Raw genomic sequence first — 15,927 nt, forward strand, 5'->3', positions numbered from 1 at the left:
ATGAAGAGAATTAAAACACTCACAAACAGGACTATGAAGAATACAATGGTCAAGGGTGGATGTGGCGAGTGCCAGACATCATGCCAGTCAGCTTGTAAGACATCATGCACAGTTGGTAATCAGAGCTGTGAGAATGTTAACAACAAGTAATTTGTAACAGGTTTGTATTTGATCAGCTAAAGGGGACCGTCGTTTATGATGACAGTCCTCTTTAGTGCGTGTATAAGGGTGCCGTGTGTGGCGCCTTGAATTAGAATTTCACGGATAGATCCGATGGAATATATTGAAGGAGAATTATGGTTCATCAGTACAAGAACAATGGTTATAATATAGTGCTTGATGTCTGTAGTGGTTCTGTACATGTCGTAGACGATCTTGTCTATGATATTATTTCTTTATATGAGGAGAATGATAAAGAGCAGATTATAAAGGCACTGTCACAGTATGACAGCGCAGATGTTTCCGAGGCTTATGACGAGGTAGCCCAACTGGTAGAGGACGGAACATTATTTACAGATGACGTATACAAAGATTATATTATAGATTTCAAGAAGAGAAAGACAGTTGTCAAGGCGTTGTGTCTGCATATCGCCCATGACTGTAACCTTGCCTGCAGATACTGCTTTGCCGGTGAGGGAGAATATAAGGGAGACAGGGCGCTTATGTCACTTGAGGTGGCAAAGAAATCCCTGGATTTTCTGGTTGCGAATTCCGGTTTAAGAAGAAATCTCGAGGTGGATTTCTTCGGCGGTGAGCCGCTTATGAACTGGGATGTAGTCAGGAAGACCGTGGAATACGGAAGAAGCCTTGAGGAGAAGTATGACAAGAAGTTCAGATTCACACTTACTACCAACGGAGTGCTTCTGAATGACGAGATCATGGAATTTGCCAACAGAGAGATGGCGAACGTGGTGCTCAGCATAGATGGAAGGAAGGAAGTCCACGACTACATGAGACCTACCAGGAATGGCAAGGGAAGTTATGATGTGATACTATCCAAGTTCCAGGAATTTGCCAAGAAGAGAGCAGGCAAGAGCTACTACGTAAGAGGAACTTACACTCATAACAATCTTGATTTCTCACAGGACGTGCTTCATATGGCGGATCTGGGATTTGACCAGATATCCGTTGAGCCTGTTGTATCACTTCCGGACGAGCCATATGCTATAAAGGAAGAGGATATACCGGTACTGCTTGAGCAGTACGATATCCTGGCTAAGGAGATGATCAAGAGACATAAGGAGGGAAGAGGCTTCAATTTCTTCCACTTCATGATAGATCTTGAGGGTGGACCTTGCGTAGCCAAGAGACTTTCCGGTTGTGGTTCAGGTACAGAGTACATGGCGGTCACTCCTTGGGGAGACCTTTATCCTTGCCATCAGTTTGTTGGTGAGGATGATTTCTGTATAGGAAATGTATTCGATGGAATCAAGAATCAGGATATAGTCAATGAATTCAAGCTGTGCAATGTATATGCCAAGGATAAGTGTAAGGACTGCTTTGCAAGATTCTATTGCAGCGGTGGCTGTGCGGCCAACTCATACAAGTTCCACGGCAATATACTTGATGCATATGACATAGGTTGTGAGCTTCAGAAGAAGCGTATAGAATGTGCAATCATGCTGAAGGCGGCTATGGCCGATGAGGCAGAAGAGGAATAAAAAGGGTAAAAGGAGAAGACGATGAAGAAGACAAAGAGAAACGCTGTGCTCGTCATCATTGCCTTTCTGCTTATACTGGGTGTTGCTATATATACAGCAATATTCGGTGTTGCAGACAGAGGTAAAGTCGAGTACATCAAGCTTGGACTTGACCTTAAGGGTGGTCTGAGTGTAACTTACGAGATTCAGGAGGATGATTACAGCGACAAGGATCTCGAGGATACCAAGTATAAGATTGAGCAGCGTGTAGAGGCCTACACCAATGAGTACTCAGTCTATGAAGATGGAGACAAGAAGATCACAGCAGAGATCCCGGGTGTAACAAATGCAGATGAGATACTTAATGCTCTGAATATTGAGGGAAAGCTTGAGTTTCTTGATCCGGACAATTATACAAAGTGGTCACAGGGACAGGAGTATGAGGCTGCTCTTACAGGAGATGACATCAAGAATGCCACAGCCGGAATTGACTCAGATAACGGCAATGACAATGTGGTACAGCTTGCATTCACCGATGAGGGAGCTCAGAAGTTCGCTGATGTTACCGCGGCAAATGTTGGGAAAATAGTATACATTATATATGACAACAAGGTCGTAAGTGCACCAACAGTACAGTCAGCCATAACAGGCGGAAGCGCAGAAATCAACAAGATCGGAAGCTACGAGGAGGCCGAGCAGCTTGCTACTACTATCCGTATCGGTGCACTTCCTCTTACACTTAAGCAGGTTCGTTCCAATATAGTAGGTGCTACACTTGGATCAGATGCCATCAGCACAAGCCTTAAGGCAGGTGCGATCGGTATTGCACTTGTGTTCCTTATCATGATCATAGTATTCAGGATCCCGGGTCTTGTGGCTTCATTTGCCCTGGCATTCTATACAATACTTGATCTGCTGGTTATCAACCTGTTCAACGTAACATTGACACTTCCTGGTATAGCCGGTGTTATCCTGTCAGTAGGTATGGCGGTTGATGCCAATGTAATCATATTCACACGTATCAAAGAGGAGCTGGCGGATGGCAAGTCCGTAAAACAGGCGGTAAAGGGTGGTTTCCACAATGCCCTGTCAGCAATCATAGATGGTAACGTTACAACGCTTATCGCAGCTCTTGTACTTGGAATATTTGGAACAGGTACTATCAAGGGATTTGCGATCACACTGGCTATCGGTGTTGTTCTCTCAGTATTTACAGCTCTGGCAGTCAGCCAGTCACTGCTCACAGCGCTTGTAAATCTCGGCGTTACAGATGCCAAGTATTTCGGCGTTGCAAGAGAGCCAAAGAAGACAAACTTCGTGAAGGCAGGTAAGTTCTGTATGCTCGGATCACTCATTGTGATCATCGCATGCTTCTGTATGATGCCTGTTAATAATAAGTCAAAGGGTTCACCACTTAACTTCAGTGTTGAGTTTGCAGGCGGTACAAGCCTTACAGTAGGTTTTGACAAAGAGTACTCACTTAGCGAGGCTGAGAAAGATATAGTTCCTGTCATTGCAGAGGCAGCCGGTATCGGTGAGGCGGGAATATCAGTACAGACAGTATCAGGTACAAATGAGATCGTGTTCAAGATGCCTGAGCTTTCAGATGACGGAACAGATGACTCACAGATGTCCAAGGTGCGCAGCGCACTCACAGACAAGCTTGGCGCAGATGTCAAGGAGGCAAATGTAATAAGTGGATCGGTCAGCAGCGAGATGTCAAAGAACGCTATATTCTCAGTTATCCTTGCAGCTATCCTGATGCTTATATACATTGCTATCAGATTCCATGATGTGAAGTTTGGTGCAAGTGCAGTTATCGCACTTCTCCACGATGTTGCGATGGTATTCTGTCTGTATATTATACTGAGACTTACAGTTGGTAACACATGTATCGCGTGTCTGCTCACCATAGTTGGTTACTCGATCAATGCGACGATCATCATATTCGACCGTGTAAGAGAGAATATAGGTGTTATGAAGCCTAAGAAGGCCACATACAAGGATATAGTCAACCTGAGTATCAACCAGACCTTCAGCAGAACTATTTATACATCACTCACAACATTTGTTACAATATTCGTTCTGTATATCATGGGAGTGGCATCCATCAAGGAGTTCGCTCTTACACTTATGGCTGGTATAATCATCGGTGCTTACTCTTCAGTATGTATCACAGGTCCACTCTGGTACACTATGAAGACAAAGCTTGGCAAGACAGAAAAAGATGCTTAATAGAATAAAGTTATCGGACGGATGTCAGATGACAGATGATAACAGGCTTCCATGGCAGAGATGCTGTGGAAGCCTGTTGTATTATTGGGAGATGGAAGAGATATGAATTGTAAAGCAGTGGTGTTTGATATGGATGGAGTCATCCTCGATTCAGAACAATTGGTTGTCAAGAGCTGGCAGAAGACAGCGGACAAATATGGCATAGAGGACATAGAGAGCTTCTGTATGGCTGCCCTTGGACTCAACCGTGAGGCGGCGAAGAAGCTGTTCGTGCAGATGTACAAAGGAAGATGTGGTGAAGGACAGGATACATTGGATGAGGAGAGATATGAGAGCCTCAAGGTTGAGATGGCGGCGGAATTCCACCGGGCAGCGGCAGAGGGAGAACTTGTGCTGAAGCCGGGAGTTACGGACATGCTGAAGATGCTCAGGGATAATTGCATACCATGTGCCCTTGCCACATCCACCAGAAAAGAGGTAGTCACCATGGAGCTCATCAACCTCGGGGTGATAGATTACTTCGACAAGCTTGTATGTGGAGACATGGTAGATCGGAGCAAACCCGCACCGGATATATTCCTGAAGGCCTGTGAAGAGCTTGGAGTTGAGTCGGAGAGTGCATGGGCGGTGGAGGACTCATACAACGGAGTCAGAGCAGCATATGCGGCAGGGATGAAGATTGCCATGATCCCGGACCTCGTGCAGCCGGATGATGAGATGAGGGATAAGGCAGATTTTATATTTAAGAATATGAATGAGTTTCAAGAGTATATTCTTGAGTCCATCAGAGCATGACAGATGGATCCGACGAACAAAAAAAGAACTCCTGATGCAGAGAGAGCAAAATCTCTGTAACAGGAGTTCTTTTAGTTAGTTTTTAGGGGTTTAAGGGGACTGGTGAGGTCCCATATATAATATGTAAGTCCCGGCAAAGGACTGACATATTTTGATCTAATGGGTCAGTTAGATCAATGACTCGTAGAGCTTGGTGATATCCTCCACGCTAGTCTCCTTTGGATTGCCCGGACGACATGCGTCATCGTAGGCTGACTGTGCCAGGAATGGAATATCCTCTGGCTTTACAATGTCTTTAAGGTCTGTAGGAATGCCTACATCGATGGACAACTGGCGTACTGCGTCAACTGCAGCTTTTCTGTATTCTTCCTGGGTCATGTCGTCTACGCCCTTGACGCCCATGGCTCTTGCTATCTCACGATACTTTTCTCCTGTTGCTTCTGCATTGTATTCCATTACAGTAGGCAGGATAATCGCGTTGGCAACACCGTGAGGTGTGTCATACAGAGCTCCCAGTGGATGAGCCATGGAATGAACGATTCCAAGACCTACATTTGAGAAGCCCATGCCTGCAACATACTGGCCAAGAGCCATATCTGCACGGCCCTCAGGTGTATTGGCAACAGCCCCTCTGAGCGAACGGCTGATGATCTCGATTGCCTTGAGGTGGAACATGTCTGACAGCTCCCATGCGGCTGCGGTGATGTAACCCTCGATTGCGTGTGTCAGTGCATCCATACCTGTGGCTGCTGTGAGTCCCTTTGGCATGGAGCTCATCATCTCAGGATCGACAAATGCCACAACAGGAATGTCCTTAGGATCAACACATACCATCTTGCGGTTCTTCTCAACATCTGTGATGACGTAGTTGATAGTTACCTCTGCTGCGGTTCCGGCTGTAGTTGGAACTGCAAATATAGGAACTGATTTATTCTTTGTAGGTGCAACACCCTCCAGACTTCTGATGTCTGCAAAATCAGGGTTGGCAATAACTATGCCGATACCCTTGGCAGTGTCCATGGATGATCCGCCGCCTATGGCGATGATGTAATCTGCCTCAGCAGCCTTAAATGCGGCCACACCCTGCTGCACGTTCTCTATAGTAGGGTTTGGCTTGATGTTGGAATAGATCTCGTATGCAAGTCCTGCACCGTCCAGAACATCGGTGACCTTCTTGGTCACACCGAACTTGATCAGATCAGGATCTGAGCACACAAGAGCCTTGGCGAAGCCTCTGCCGACTGCCTCTGTGGCGATCTCAGCGATGGCACCCGCTCCGTGGTAAGAGGTTTCATTGAGTACGAATCTGTTTGCCATAAAAATATCTCCTCCTTTGCACTGCGCATTTGTGATAGAACTTCCAGATACTGCCATCAAAATGCACAAAAGATATATTCAAAATGTATATTTATTATAACATTTGTACAATAAAAAGCAAATAGACATAACAGGTGAAATGTCAACATTTACAGGCAAAATGGTGGCATTTACACTGGTAATACCATAATGCGTCTGCTAAAATATGTGGATGGATACAGCAGGGATGCGGATATGTCCCAGGGATAAAATGATACGGAGAACAGAAGATGACATTGACACCGGAGCAGAAGGATATAATAGATAAATATGTGAAGAAGCCAGAGTGGAGAGTGGCGGGCAAAAGAGCGGACTTTAATGCCATAGGCGAGAGGTTCGGCGTGAGTCCTGTTGTGGCGAGGGTTATCACGAACAGAGGAGTCACCGGGGAGAAAGCCATAGCTATGTACCTTGATGGCGACTGGGATTCCATGCACGATCCGACACTGATGAAGGATATGGTGGAAGCCGGTGAGATAATAAAGGAAAAGCTCAGCGATAACAGGAGGATAAGGATAATCTCGGACTACGACGTGGACGGAGTTACCTCCAATTATATATTGCTTCTCGGTCTTCGGAGAACATGGGCGGCGCTTCACGGAAGCTGCGCTGATGACTGCAACGTGGTGGATTACGACATTCCACATCGAGTGCATGATGGATACGGAATAAATAAAAGACTTATAGATGCCGCCATAGCGGATGGTGTTGATACTATCATAACCTGCGACAATGGAATAGCGGCGATAGAACAGGTGAGATATGCGAAGGAGCGCGGGCTTACGGTCATCGTCACGGATCACCATCAGATCCCATTTGAGGAGAGTGATGGCGGCGAGCGGGTATATATGCTGCCCCAGGCGGATGCGGTCATAGACAATCAGAGGCAGGACTGTGAATATCCATTCAAGGGGCTGTGCGGGGCCGGCGTTGCGTTCAAGCTCATCCAGTACATGTACAGGATATGCGGGATAGCCGAGAGCGAGGTAAATGAATTCATGGAGATCCTGGGGCTGGCTACCAACTGTGACATGATGGATCTGGTGGATGAGAACAGAATCTATGTAAAATATGCCCTTGAAAGTCTGAAGGACAGCCGCAATCCGGGTCTGAATGCCCTCATGAGGCTCAGCGGCAGAAATGAGAAGAAGATATCAACGTATGATCTGGGATTTCTGATAGGGCCGTGCATCAATGCGGCGGGAAGACTGGGGGATGCGAAACAGAGCCTTGAGTTCTTGCTTGAGAGAGATCCAAATGTCGCCGAGGCAAGGGCTAGGGAACTGCTGGCTGTCAACAATGAGAGAAAGAGCATGACGGAGGCCGGAGCCCGGCATATCACAGATATGCTTGAGACAGCCACTGTGAACGGAGAGTTCGGACAGGCGGCTACCCTTGCTGACAAGGTGCTTGTGGTGTATATACCGGCTGTACATGAGAGCGTTGTGGGAATAATCGCCAGCAGGCTCAAGGAGGCATACACAAGACCTGCGATGGTGTTCACGGACGCAGAGACGCCGGGGATACTGAAAGGATCGGGAAGATCCATAGACAGCTACAACATGTTCGAGGAGCTGAACCGGTTCCGGGAGATGTTCACTGCATTTGGCGGACATGCCATGGCGGCGGGATTTTCCATAGAGAAGGAGAGGCTTGACGAGCTGAGGCGGAAGCTCAATGAAGCGGCGGTGCTGACGGATGAAGATATAACACCTAAGCTGATGATAGATGTGGCCATGCCGCTGGCGTACAACAGCATAGAGCTGACGGAACAGATCGAGAGGCTTGAACCATACGGAAAGGGTAACAGGAAACCGCTGTTTGCACAGGCGGCAGTACCGGTGCGAAGGGCGCAGATACTTGGAAGAAACAAAAATCTTCTGAAGCTTCAGTTTGATACCGGGTACGGAAGGTGCGTGGATGCCATAGATTTTGATCCGGATACATTTGTGAATAACATAAAACAGTGGTTTGGAGAGGATGAATGTGTTAAAATGTTAAATGGTCAGCCGAACGCCGTAGTGATAGATGTCGCATACTATCCGACCATCAATGAATATATGGGAAGACGTTCACTCCAGATGAAGATGGAGGCCTATAACAAGGGAATATAAGCTGACTTTGATGAGAATACTATTAAGTACATTTGTAATATATATCATACAGGAGGACGTAAGATGAGTGAGGTAGAAAAGTATATCAAGAGTATTCCTGATTTTCCACAGCCGGGAATCATATTCAGGGATGTGACAAGTGTAACAGAGGATCCTGAGGGCATGAAGCTGGCCATCGATGAGATGGACAAGCTGCTGGAGGGAGTAGATTACGATGTCATCGCCGGAGCAGAGTCCAGAGGATTTATATTTGGAGCACCGCTGGCATACAAGAACGGCAAGGGACTTGTTCTCGTGAGAAAGAAGGGCAAGCTTCCGAGAGAGACCGTGGAGATGTCTTACGATCTTGAGTATGGACAGGCTACTATAGAGATACATAAGGATTCCATCAAGCCGGGTGAGAAGGTTGTGCTGGTGGATGATCTTATTGCAACAGGTGGAACCATAGAGGCTGCGGCTAAGCTTATAGAGAGCCTTGGCGGAATAGTAGTCAAGATGGTATTCCTCATAGAGCTGACAGACCTGAAGGGAAGAGAGAGACTTTCCAAATATGACGTGGCTTCAGTAGTACAGTTTGAGGGAGAATGATCAGGGCAGAATAAAACAGGAAGTGTGGTGAGCATATGGGAGAGACATTGGATAAGACACAGGACAATATAATAGCTCAGGAGACGAAGAGAGCTGCGGAAGCAGGTGTTATCACCTCGGAGCAGGCCACGAAGGATGGAATAGCAGCCATCGAGAAGGCTCTTGCGTCTGGCAAGAATGTTCCTCAGAATGAACTTATAAAGCTGGAGGAGCAGGCGAATAAGCAGATGAAGGCGAAGAGAGAGATAGATCTGTCCACACCGGCAGATTTTACACCGCCGGAGGAATTGTATAAGGAGCTTATCTCAAGGATACTCACATATCACCCATCTGCCGACATCACTATGATAGAGAAGGCATATAAGGTGGCGGACGCTGCCCACAAGGGACAGCTCAGAAAGTCCGGGGAGCCTTATATCATGCACCCTCTGAATGTGGCCATAATCCTGGCAGAGCTCGAGCTTGACAAGGAGACGATAGTGGCTGGAATACTTCACGATGTCGTTGAGGATACAGTCATGACATCTGAGGAGATAGCAGCGGAGTTCTCCGAGGAGGTTGCTTTCCTTGTGGATGGAGTTACGAAGCTGACACAGCTCAAGATGACCACGGACAAGATAGAGGTTCAGGCGGAGAATCTGCGTAAGATGTTCCTCTCCATGGCGAAGGATATCAGAGTCATACTGATAAAGCTGGCGGACAGACTCCACAATCTGAGAACCCTCCAGTATCAGTCACCGGAGAAGCAGATAGAGAAGGCCAGAGAGACCATGGATATATATGCGCCTATCGCACACAGACTTGGTATCAGCAAGATCAAGGTCGAGCTGGATGACCTGTCCATGATGTACCTCATGCCGGATGTGTACAAGGATCTCAAGGCGCAGATAGATGAGAAGCTTACCGAGAGGGATGCTTATATCAAGAGGGTCGTTGCCGATGTCAAGAAGCATATCGATAATGCCGGACTTGAGGCTGAGATAGACGGAAGAGTAAAGCATTTCTTCAGTATATATAAGAAGATGAAGAACCAGAACAAGACTCTGGATCAGATATACGATATATTTGCGGTACGTATCAAGGTGAATACGGTCAGGGACTGTTACTCAGCACTGGGTATCATTCATGAGATGTACAAGCCTATTCCGGGAAGATTCAAGGACTACATAGCCATGCCTAAGTCCAACATGTACCAGTCCCTTCACACCACACTGATCGGACCTGAGGGACAGCCATTTGAGATACAGATAAGAACCTACGAGATGCACAGAACGGCTGAGTATGGTATCGCTGCGCACTGGAAGTACAAGGAGAACATAACCGGTACGGTCATGCAGAAGGAGGAGGAAAAGCTCTCCTGGCTCCGTCAGATCCTTGAGTGGCAGAGGGATACCGATGACAACAAGGAGTTCATGAGCTTTGTCAAGACTGACCTTGATCTCTTTGCTGAACAGGTATACTGCTTTACTCCTGCCGGAGATGTTAAGAACCTTCCTAGCGGATCCACACCTATAGATTTTGCCTATGCCATTCACACGGCGGTGGGCAACAAGATGGTCGGTGCAAGGATCAACGGACGACAGGTTCCTATAGATACCAAGCTTAACAACGGAGATCGTGTGGAGATCATAACCTCACAGAACTCCACAGGACCAAGCCGTGACTGGCTGAATATAGTCAAGAGTACACAGGCGAGGACAAAGATCAACCAGTGGTTTAAGCATCAGCTCAAGGATGAGAATATCAGCCGCGGAAGAGAGCTCATACTGAACTACTGCAAATCAAAGGGAATAGACTACTCCATGTACTCAAAGCCTGAGTATCAGGAGAAGATATACAAGAAGTACAATTTCCAGGATTGGGATTCCATAGTTGCCGCCGTTGGACATGGCGGAATCAAGGAAGGTCAGATAGTAAACCGTCTGATTGATGAGTACAACAAGGAGCACAAGCCACAGACTGCCACGAACGCTGAGGTTCTGGACGAGTATTCGGTGAAGAAGAACCATGGCAACCATACCGGCAAGGGTGGAATAATCGTAAACGGCATAGATGACGTTGCCGTGAGATTCTCCAAGTGCTGTTCACCTGTTCCGGGGGATGAGATCATAGGATTTATCACCAGAGGACGAGGTGTGTCCATACACCGTACCGACTGTGTAAATGTGTTGTGCATGAGCGAGGCGGACAGAGCCAGAGTCATCGAGGCTGAGTGGAAGGATGACGCTGTTGCATCGAACACATACATGACCGAGATAAATATATATGCAGATGACAGAAACGGCATATTATTTGACATAACCAAGATCCTCAGCGAGGCAAATATAAACGTAAACAGTATCAACAGCCGTACAAGCAAGCAGGGCAAGGCTACGATCACGATCTCATTTGCGATCAAGTCGAAGGAACAGTTGAATACGATAATTGCCAAGATAAGGAATGTTGATAATATAATTGATATAGAGAGAACTACGGGCTGATGGCCGGAAAGGTTTATATGGCGGAATTAAAAGTTATCAGAAGTGAGCTGGGAGGATTCCAGACGAATTGTTATATAGTGGCAAATGAGCAGACCGGGGAGGCGATAGTCATTGATCCTTCATGGAATGCGAATTATATATACAACACACTGAAGAAGAATGAGTATACCTGCGTTGGCATTTATCTCACCCACGGTCATGTGGATCACATGGCGGCGATGGGAGATCTGAAGAAGCTCACAGGCGCGGATACATATGCTTCGGAGGACGAGAAGGAAGTTCTCGGCAACAGCAGGGTGAACCTGTCGGCGATGATGACCAGTGTATTTGAAAAGGTGATAGAGACTGAGACGGATCACTATCTGAGCGACGGCAGTGTGAAGAAACTGCTTGGCACTGAGATGAGATGCATCAGTGTGTCGGGACATACCAGAGGCGGAATGTGCTATTACTTCGAGTCAGAGAATATACTGTTCTCAGGGGATACGCTGTTCAAATACAGTGTGGGAAGATCGGATTTCCCTACAGGTGATGAGCATGCGCTGCTCGAGAACATAAGAGAGAAGCTGTTTGTGCTTCCTGATGATACCATGGTGTACCCTGGACACGGGGAGACAACACTTATAAGAAAAGAGAAGAAGATGAATCCGTTCTTCTGATGGGCGGATCATGGTGGAAATATGATATTACTGATACAGAATATAGAAGATTACAACAATGATCTCCGGGTGAGTCTCCAGGCCTTCTATGGCGGTGAAAGAATAGTGGTCCCGGAGATATTTGACAAAAAGCCGGAGCTTAAGGCGGAGATAGACAAGGAGCTTGTGGCGGATATAGATGACAATAGAATAAATATAGAGCTGTATTCTGTAGCAGACGGAGGAGAGCGGACTTTGGCGTGCAGCACACAGATCCCTGTGGATGGCGACTGCCGGGATAAGAGTGCCGTGAGGAATCCGTTAAAGCTGGCGATATACAATATGCTTTCGGAGTATACAGACCGCAGACTTCCGTGGGGCTCCCTGACGGGTATCAGACCTACGAAGATAGCTGTGTCTTATATGGAAGCCGGGATGACCTCAGAGGATATAATAGGAAACTACCAGGAGATATATGGAACCTCCCGTGAGAAAGCCGAGCTGGCAGTGGCGGTGGCTGACAGGGAGAAGAAAATCATAGACTCTGTGGCGGAGGAGGACGAATACTGTCTGTATATAGGCATACCGTTCTGTCCGACAAGATGTTTGTACTGTTCATTTACCTCATATCCGATTGCGGTATATAAGAATAAGGTGGATGCATATCTGGACGCAGTCGAGAAAGAGATGGCATACGTTGCGGAGGCATATTCCGGAAAACGGCTCATATCAATATATGTGGGAGGCGGAACGCCGTCATCCATATCTGCGGAGCATATGGACAGACTCTGCAGCATGATAGAGAAGTCATTTGACCTGTCACAGGTGAGGGAGTTCACCATAGAAGCGGGCAGACCGGACAGTACCACATTTGACAAGCTTGAGGTCATGAAGCGCCACGGAGTGACGCGTATAAGCATAAATCCACAGACCATGAACGAGGAGACATTAAGGACCATAGGCAGGGCACATACGCCGGAGCAGACGGTCATAGCCATGGAGAATGCCCGGAGAGCGGGCTTTGACAACATCAACATGGATCTGATAGTGGGACTTCCGGGAGAGGACACGGACAGTGTGGAGAACACGCTGAGACAGGTGAAGGAGCTTTCCCCTGAAAGTCTGACGGTTCACACCCTTGCCATCAAGAGGGCGGCGAATCTGAACATAGAGATGGACAAATACCGTGACACCCTGAAGTCGGATATAGACAGCCAGCTCGGTGCTGTTACGAGGGCGGCGGCTGAGATGGGGCTTGATCCATACTATCTGTACAGACAGAAGAACATGACCGGCAATCTGGAGAACGTGGGTTACTCGAAACCGGGGCTTGAGTGCCTGTACAATATACTCATCATGGAGGAGAGGACTGACATCATCGGTCTCGGTGCCGGAAGTTCATCGAAGCTTGTGGTGAGACCAGGACATGACGGAGTGACAGAGGGGACACGTATAGACAGAATAGAGAATTGTAAGAGTGTAGATGATTATATAGCTCGAATAGATGAGATGATCGAGCGTAAGAAAGCGGGATTTATATGGGATTAGCATTGGAGAAGGATGCAGAAGAATGCTATTCAGTTGATATGAATGATGCGGTGCGCCATGGAATGTGTGTGAGTGTACTGGCATCTGAGCTGGCGAGGGAGCTGGGCTGTGATGAGGAATTCATACACAAGGTTGCCGTGGCGGGAATGCTGCACGATGTGGGCAAGCTGCAGGTGAGTCCTTACATATATGGACGGCGGCAGGGTGCGATGAAGATCGAGGAGATGAGATACGTCAGGCTGCATGCCAAGCTTGGCGCGGAGATACTTAAGCGTGAGGGCTACGATCAGGACATAGTGGATATGGTGCACTATCACCATGAGAACTATGACGGCTCGGGATATCCGTACAGGATGCGGGGCGAGGAGATACCACTCGGCGCAAGACTTATCAGAGTGTGCGATGTGTTCAGTGCACTGGTCAGCGACAGACCATACAGGAAGGCATTTGACGCGGATACGGCATTTGGAATGGTGATAGATGAGGTGAGACACTTCGACATGAGGGCGTTCCTGGCGTTCCAGCGGCTGATCAACACCACAGACATCATGAGCAGGGTGGATCAGGTGCTTCACGGCGATATTCCAGGTCTTGACGAAAAATGAAAAAAGTGTATAGTGACATAAGGAAAGTTTTTAATTTTAGGAGGATAGCGTAAGATGGCAGAATCTATGCAGGGGCTTAAGAGAAGCCACAGATGTACAGAGGTTAGCAGTGCCAACATAGGTGAGAAAGTTACCGTGATGGGCTGGGTTCAGAAGAGCAGAAATAAAGGTGGAATAATCTTTGTAGATCTTCGAGATAGAAGTGGAATATTACAGGTTATATTTGAGGAGTCACAGTGTGGCGCAGAGTGCTTCGAGAAGGCAGGAAAGCTCCGTTCAGAGTTCGTTGCAGCCATCGAGGGAACAGTGTGCAAGCGTGCGGGTGCAGTGAATGAGAACCTTGCAACAGGAGACATCGAGGTCGTTGCAAGCAGCCTCCGTATACTGTCAGAGGCAGAGACACCTCCATTCCCTATAGAGGAGAACAGCAAGACCAAGGAGGAGATAAGGCTCAAGTACAGATATCTCGACCTCAGACGTCCTGACCTCCAGAGAAATCTTATCATGAAGAGTAAGGTAGCCACCATCGCCAGACAGTTCATGGCAGATGAGGGATTCCTTGAGATAGAGACACCTATGCTGACCAAGTCAACACCAGAGGGAGCAAGAGATTACCTTGTGCCAAGCCGTGTACACCCTGGTACATTCTACGCTCTGCCACAGTCACCACAGCTCTTCAAGCAGCTTCTTATGTGCTCTGGTTACGACAGATATTTCCAGATCGCAAGATGCTTCCGTGACGAGGATCTCCGTGCAGACAGACAGCCGGAGTTCACCCAGATGGATATGGAGCTCTCATTTGTTGACGTTGACGATGTAATCGATGTAAATGAGCGTCTTCTTGCAAAGCTCTTCAAGGAGATACTTGATCTCGACATCCAGCTTCCAATTCAGAGAATGACATGGCAGGAGGCAATGGACAGATTTGGTTCAGATAAGCCTGACCTCAGATTTGGACTCGAGCTCAAGGATGTCAGCGATGTTGTCAAGGACTGTGAGTTCGGAGTATTCACAGGTGCCCTTGCAAATGGCGGAACAGTCCGCGGTATCAATGCCGAGGGACAGGGAAGCATGCCTAGAAAGAAGATAGATGCCCTTATCGAGTATGCAAAGACATACGGCGCAAAGGGGCTTGCATATATAGTTATCAACGAGGATGGAAGCTACAAGTCATCATTTGCCAAGTTCATGACAGAGGAGCAGATGAACGCCCTTGTGGCAGCCATGGATGGAAAGCCTGGCGACCTGCTTCTGTTCGCAGCGGACAAGACAAAGATCGTATGGACAGTCCTCGGCGCACTGAGATGCCATCTGGCAGAGCTCATGGGACTTGTGGACAAGAATGTATACAGATTCGTGTGGATCACAGAGTTCCCACTTCTTGAGTGGTCAGACGAGGAGAACAGATTCACAGCTATGCACCATCCATTTACCATGCCTATGGAGGAGGATCTTCAGTACATCGATTCTGATCCGGGCAGGGTTCGTGCAAAGGCTTATGATATAGTATTAAACGGAAATGAGATCGGTGGAGGTTCAGTCAGAATCCATCAGGATGACATTCAGGAGAAGATGTTCGAGTGCCTTGGCTTTACAAAGGCCGAGGCTCACGAGAGATTCGGATTCCTTCTGGATGCGTTCAAGTACGGAGTACCACCTCACGCAGGACTTGCCTATGGTCTTGACCGTCTGGTCATGCTCATGGCAAAGCAGGATTCTATCCGTGACGTAATCGCATTCCCTAAGGTAAAGGATGCATCATGTCTCATGACAAATGCGCCTGACTATGTAGATGACAAACAGCTCGCTGAGCTTGGAATCGAGGTCACACCAGAGGCTGAGGCCGAGATCGAGGCTGAGAAGAGCGCACCTGCAGACGCAGAGTAGAATGACAGAATAATATACAGAAGGACGAGCTTCTGATACGG

The 15,927-nt window shown here is 47.6% G+C and carries 12 protein-coding genes; 11 read left to right on the forward strand and 1 reads right to left on the reverse strand.

Features of this window, described 5'->3' with window-relative positions; genetic code table 11:
* From scfA to ABUA31_RS13270, 4 genes are all read left to right on the forward strand, one after another.
* Positions 1 to 150, forward strand: a complete 150-nt coding sequence (scfA, locus tag ABUA31_RS13255; protein WP_015534334.1) for a six-cysteine ranthipeptide SCIFF — start codon at positions 1 to 3, stop codon at positions 148 to 150.
* Between the two features lie 146 nt (positions 151 to 296).
* Positions 297 to 1,661: a thioether cross-link-forming SCIFF peptide maturase gene (gene scfB / locus ABUA31_RS13260; protein WP_055146142.1), complete on the forward strand. Its 1,365-nt coding sequence runs from the start codon at positions 297 to 299 to the stop codon at positions 1,659 to 1,661.
* Positions 1,662 to 1,682: 21 nt separating this feature from the next.
* The gene (locus tag ABUA31_RS13265; protein ID WP_055146145.1) at positions 1,683 to 3,875 is read left to right on the forward strand and encodes a protein translocase subunit SecDF; all 2,193 of its coding nucleotides are present in this window, start codon (positions 1,683 to 1,685) and stop codon (positions 3,873 to 3,875) included.
* 102 nt (positions 3,876 to 3,977) lie between these two features.
* Positions 3,978 to 4,670: an HAD family hydrolase gene (locus ABUA31_RS13270; protein ID WP_071849498.1), complete on the forward strand. Its 693-nt coding sequence runs from the start codon at positions 3,978 to 3,980 to the stop codon at positions 4,668 to 4,670.
* A gap of 168 nt (positions 4,671 to 4,838) precedes the next feature.
* On the opposite strand, the gene fucO is transcribed toward ABUA31_RS13270, so the two are convergent.
* On the reverse strand, positions 4,839 to 5,987 hold the full coding sequence (gene fucO / locus ABUA31_RS13275; protein ID WP_015534330.1) for a lactaldehyde reductase: 1,149 nt from the start codon (positions 5,985 to 5,987) through the stop codon (positions 4,839 to 4,841).
* Between the two features lie 269 nt (positions 5,988 to 6,256).
* Here fucO and recJ point away from each other — a divergent pair, with 269 nt between their 5' ends.
* The 7 genes from recJ to aspS all read left to right on the forward strand — a co-directional run bounded on the left by recJ (position 6,257) and on the right by aspS (position 15,886).
* Positions 6,257 to 8,140, forward strand: coding sequence for a single-stranded-DNA-specific exonuclease RecJ (recJ, locus tag ABUA31_RS13280; RefSeq protein WP_055146148.1), 1,884 nt, complete (start codon positions 6,257 to 6,259; stop codon positions 8,138 to 8,140).
* A gap of 63 nt (positions 8,141 to 8,203) precedes the next feature.
* Positions 8,204 to 8,728, forward strand: a complete 525-nt coding sequence (locus ABUA31_RS13285) for an adenine phosphoribosyltransferase (protein ID WP_015534328.1) — start codon at positions 8,204 to 8,206, stop codon at positions 8,726 to 8,728.
* Between the two features lie 35 nt (positions 8,729 to 8,763).
* Positions 8,764 to 11,208 carry a RelA/SpoT family protein gene (locus ABUA31_RS13290; RefSeq protein WP_015534327.1) on the forward strand — a complete coding sequence of 815 codons (2,445 nt, stop codon included), beginning with the start codon at positions 8,764 to 8,766 and terminating at the stop codon, positions 11,206 to 11,208.
* Between the two features lie 17 nt (positions 11,209 to 11,225).
* Positions 11,226 to 11,867 carry an MBL fold metallo-hydrolase gene (locus ABUA31_RS13295; RefSeq protein WP_055146399.1) on the forward strand — a complete coding sequence of 214 codons (642 nt, stop codon included), beginning with the start codon at positions 11,226 to 11,228 and terminating at the stop codon, positions 11,865 to 11,867.
* 21 nt (positions 11,868 to 11,888) lie between these two features.
* The gene (gene hemZ / locus ABUA31_RS13300) at positions 11,889 to 13,394 is read left to right on the forward strand and encodes a coproporphyrinogen dehydrogenase HemZ (RefSeq protein WP_055146151.1); all 1,506 of its coding nucleotides are present in this window, start codon (positions 11,889 to 11,891) and stop codon (positions 13,392 to 13,394) included.
* A complete protein-coding gene (locus ABUA31_RS13305) occupies positions 13,385 to 13,999 on the forward strand; it encodes an HD-GYP domain-containing protein (RefSeq protein WP_055146154.1) in 615 nt (204 codons plus the stop codon). The genes hemZ and ABUA31_RS13305 overlap by 10 nt, the downstream gene beginning before the upstream one ends.
* A 54-nt stretch (positions 14,000 to 14,053) precedes the next feature.
* Positions 14,054 to 15,886 (forward strand): aspartate--tRNA ligase, encoded by a 1,833-nt coding sequence (gene aspS, locus ABUA31_RS13310; protein ID WP_055146156.1) that lies wholly within the window; start codon positions 14,054 to 14,056, stop codon positions 15,884 to 15,886.
* The last annotated feature ends 41 nt before the right edge of the window (positions 15,887 to 15,927 follow it).

Origin of the sequence: Coprococcus sp. RTP31081st1_H1_RTP31081_211007 (assembly GCF_040227275.1) — a bacterium.
In the GTDB taxonomy this organism is placed as follows: Bacteria; Bacillota; Clostridia; order Lachnospirales; family Lachnospiraceae; genus Coprococcus; species Coprococcus aceti.

Excerpts from the sequence above, each read along its gene's own strand:
- recJ (WP_055146148.1), top strand. The coding sequence starts at position 6,257 with ATGACATTGACACCGGAGCAGAAGGATATAATAGATAAATATGTGAAG.
- ABUA31_RS13290 (WP_015534327.1), top strand. The coding sequence starts at position 8,764 with ATGGGAGAGACATTGGATAAGACACAGGACAATATAATAGCTCAGGAG.
- aspS (WP_055146156.1), top strand. The coding sequence starts at position 14,054 with ATGGCAGAATCTATGCAGGGGCTTAAGAGAAGCCACAGATGTACAGAG.
- fucO (WP_015534330.1), bottom strand. The coding sequence starts at position 5,987 with ATGGCAAACAGATTCGTACTCAATGAAACCTCTTACCACGGAGCGGGT.
- scfB (WP_055146142.1), top strand. The coding sequence starts at position 297 with ATGGTTCATCAGTACAAGAACAATGGTTATAATATAGTGCTTGATGTC.
- hemZ (WP_055146151.1), top strand. The coding sequence starts at position 11,889 with ATGATATTACTGATACAGAATATAGAAGATTACAACAATGATCTCCGG.
- scfA (WP_015534334.1), top strand. The coding sequence starts at position 1 with ATGAAGAGAATTAAAACACTCACAAACAGGACTATGAAGAATACAATG.
- ABUA31_RS13305 (WP_055146154.1), top strand. The coding sequence starts at position 13,385 with ATGGGATTAGCATTGGAGAAGGATGCAGAAGAATGCTATTCAGTTGAT.
- ABUA31_RS13285 (WP_015534328.1), top strand. The coding sequence starts at position 8,204 with ATGAGTGAGGTAGAAAAGTATATCAAGAGTATTCCTGATTTTCCACAG.
- ABUA31_RS13295 (WP_055146399.1), top strand. The coding sequence starts at position 11,226 with ATGGCGGAATTAAAAGTTATCAGAAGTGAGCTGGGAGGATTCCAGACG.
- ABUA31_RS13265 (WP_055146145.1), top strand. The coding sequence starts at position 1,683 with ATGAAGAAGACAAAGAGAAACGCTGTGCTCGTCATCATTGCCTTTCTG.
- ABUA31_RS13270 (WP_071849498.1), top strand. The coding sequence starts at position 3,978 with ATGAATTGTAAAGCAGTGGTGTTTGATATGGATGGAGTCATCCTCGAT.